Origin of the sequence: Nonomuraea sp. NPDC003560, assembly GCF_042878785.1 — a bacterium.
GTDB lineage: Bacteria > Actinomycetota > Actinomycetes > Streptosporangiales > Streptosporangiaceae > Nonomuraea.
This window is the reverse complement of record NZ_JBIAOF010000034.1, coordinates 1-1,986: the sequence shown is the minus strand read 5'-3', so window position 1 is coordinate 1,986 and position 1,986 is coordinate 1. Positions and strand designations below refer to the sequence as shown.

The 1,986-nt window shown below is 49.9% G+C and carries 1 rRNA gene; it reads left to right on the top strand.

The window, feature by feature from the left end:
• Window positions 1-1,986: ribosomal RNA gene (locus ACFYUV_RS51375) — 23S ribosomal RNA — on the top strand; the annotation flags it as partial.

Here is a 1,986-nt window from a genome sequence, read left to right as displayed (position 1 = left end):
AGTCTGAATAGGGCGACTTAGTATCATGATGTAGACCCGAAACCTAGTGACCTATCCATGAGCAGGGTGAAGGTGTGGTAAGACGCACTGGAGGCCCGAACCAGGACACGTTGAAAAGTGTTTGGATGACTTGTGGATAGCGGAGAAATTCCAAACGAACTGGGAGATAGCTGGTTCTCTCCGAAATAGCTTTAGGGCTAGCGTCGAAATGTAAGTGTATTGGAGGTAGAGCACTGTTTGGGTGAGGGGTCCGTCTAGGATTACCAATCTCAGATAAACTCCGAATGCTAATACACATGTTCGGCAGTCAGACTGCGAGTGCTAAGATCCGTAGTCGAAAGGGAAACAGCCCAGACCAACAGCTAAGGTCCCAAAATATATGTTAAGTGGAAAAGGATGTGGGGTTGCACAGACAACTAGGATGTTAGCTCAGAAGCAGCTATCATTCAAAGAGTGCGTAATAGCTCACTAGTCGAGTGACCCTGCGCCGAAAATGTACCGGGGCTAAACATATTACCGAAGCTTTGGATTGATATTTTATCAATGGTAGGAGAGCGTTCTTAACCGCGATGAAGGTATACCGTGAGGAGTGCTGGAGCGTTAAGAAGTGAGAATGCCGGTATGAGTAGCGCAAGATAAGTGAGAATCTTATCCACCGTAAGACTAAGGTTTCCAGGGGAAGGCTCGTCCGCCCTGGGTTAGTCGGGACCTAAGGCGAGGCCGAAAGGCGTAGTCGATGGACAACTGGTTGATATTCCAGTACTAGATATGATCGTGATGGAGGGACGCAGTAGGCTAAGAGATGCCAGTTAATGGATTCTGGTCTAAGCAGTGAGGTGTGAGATGTGTCAAATGCATTTCTCTTTAACATTGAGCTGTGATGGGGAAGCAACTACGGTTGCGAACTCTCTGATGTCACACTGCCAAGAAAAGCTTCTAGCGTAAAGTCATATCTACCCGTACCGCAAACCGACACAGGTAGTCGAGGCGAGTAGCCTCAGGTGATCGAGAGAACTCTCGTTAAGGAACTCGGCAAAATAGCCCCGTAACTTCGGGAGAAGGGGTGCTGGTGTAAAAGCCAGCCGCAGTGAATAGGCCCAAGCAACTGTTTATCAAAAACACAGCTCTCTGCTAAACCGCAAGGTGATGTATAGGGGGTGACGCCTGCCCGGTGCTGGAAGGTTAAGAGGAGTGCTTAGACGTAAGTCGAAGGTATGAATTGAAGCCCCAGTAAACGGCGGCCGTAACTATAACGGTCCTAAGGTAGCGAAATTCCTTGTCGGGTAAGTTCCGACCCGCACGAAAGGCGTAATGATTTGGGCACTGTCTCAACGAGAGACTCGGTGAAATTTTAGTACCTGTGAAGATGCAGGTTACCCGCGACAGGACGGAAAGACCCCATGGAGCTTTACTGTAGTTTGATATTGAGTACCTGTAAGTCATGTACAGGATAGGTAGGAGCCATTGAAATAGGGACGCTAGTTTCTATTGAGGCGTTGTTGGGATACTACCCTTGACTTATGGTTACTCTAACCCGCTGGCATAATCGGCCAGGGAGACAGTGTCTGACGGACAGTTTGACTGGGGCGGTCGCCTCCTAAAGAGTAACGGAGGCGCTCAAAGGTTGGCTCAGATTGGTTGGAAATCAATCGTAGAGTGTAAAGGTAAAAGCCAGCTTGACTGCGAGAGCTACAACTCGAGCAGGTAGGAAACTAGGACTTAGTGATCCGGTGGTACCGCATGGAAGGGCCATCGCTCAACGGATAAAAGCTACCCTGGGGATAACAGGCTTATCTCCCCCAAGAGTTCACATCGACGGGGAGGTTTGGCACCTCGATGTCGGCTCGTCGCATCCTGGGGCTGTAGTCGGTCCCAAGGGTTGGGCTGTTCGCCCATTAAAGCGGCACGCGAGCTGGGTTCAGAACGTCGTGAGACAGTTCGGTCCCTATCCGTCGCGGGCGTAGGTAATTTGAGAGGATCTGTCCT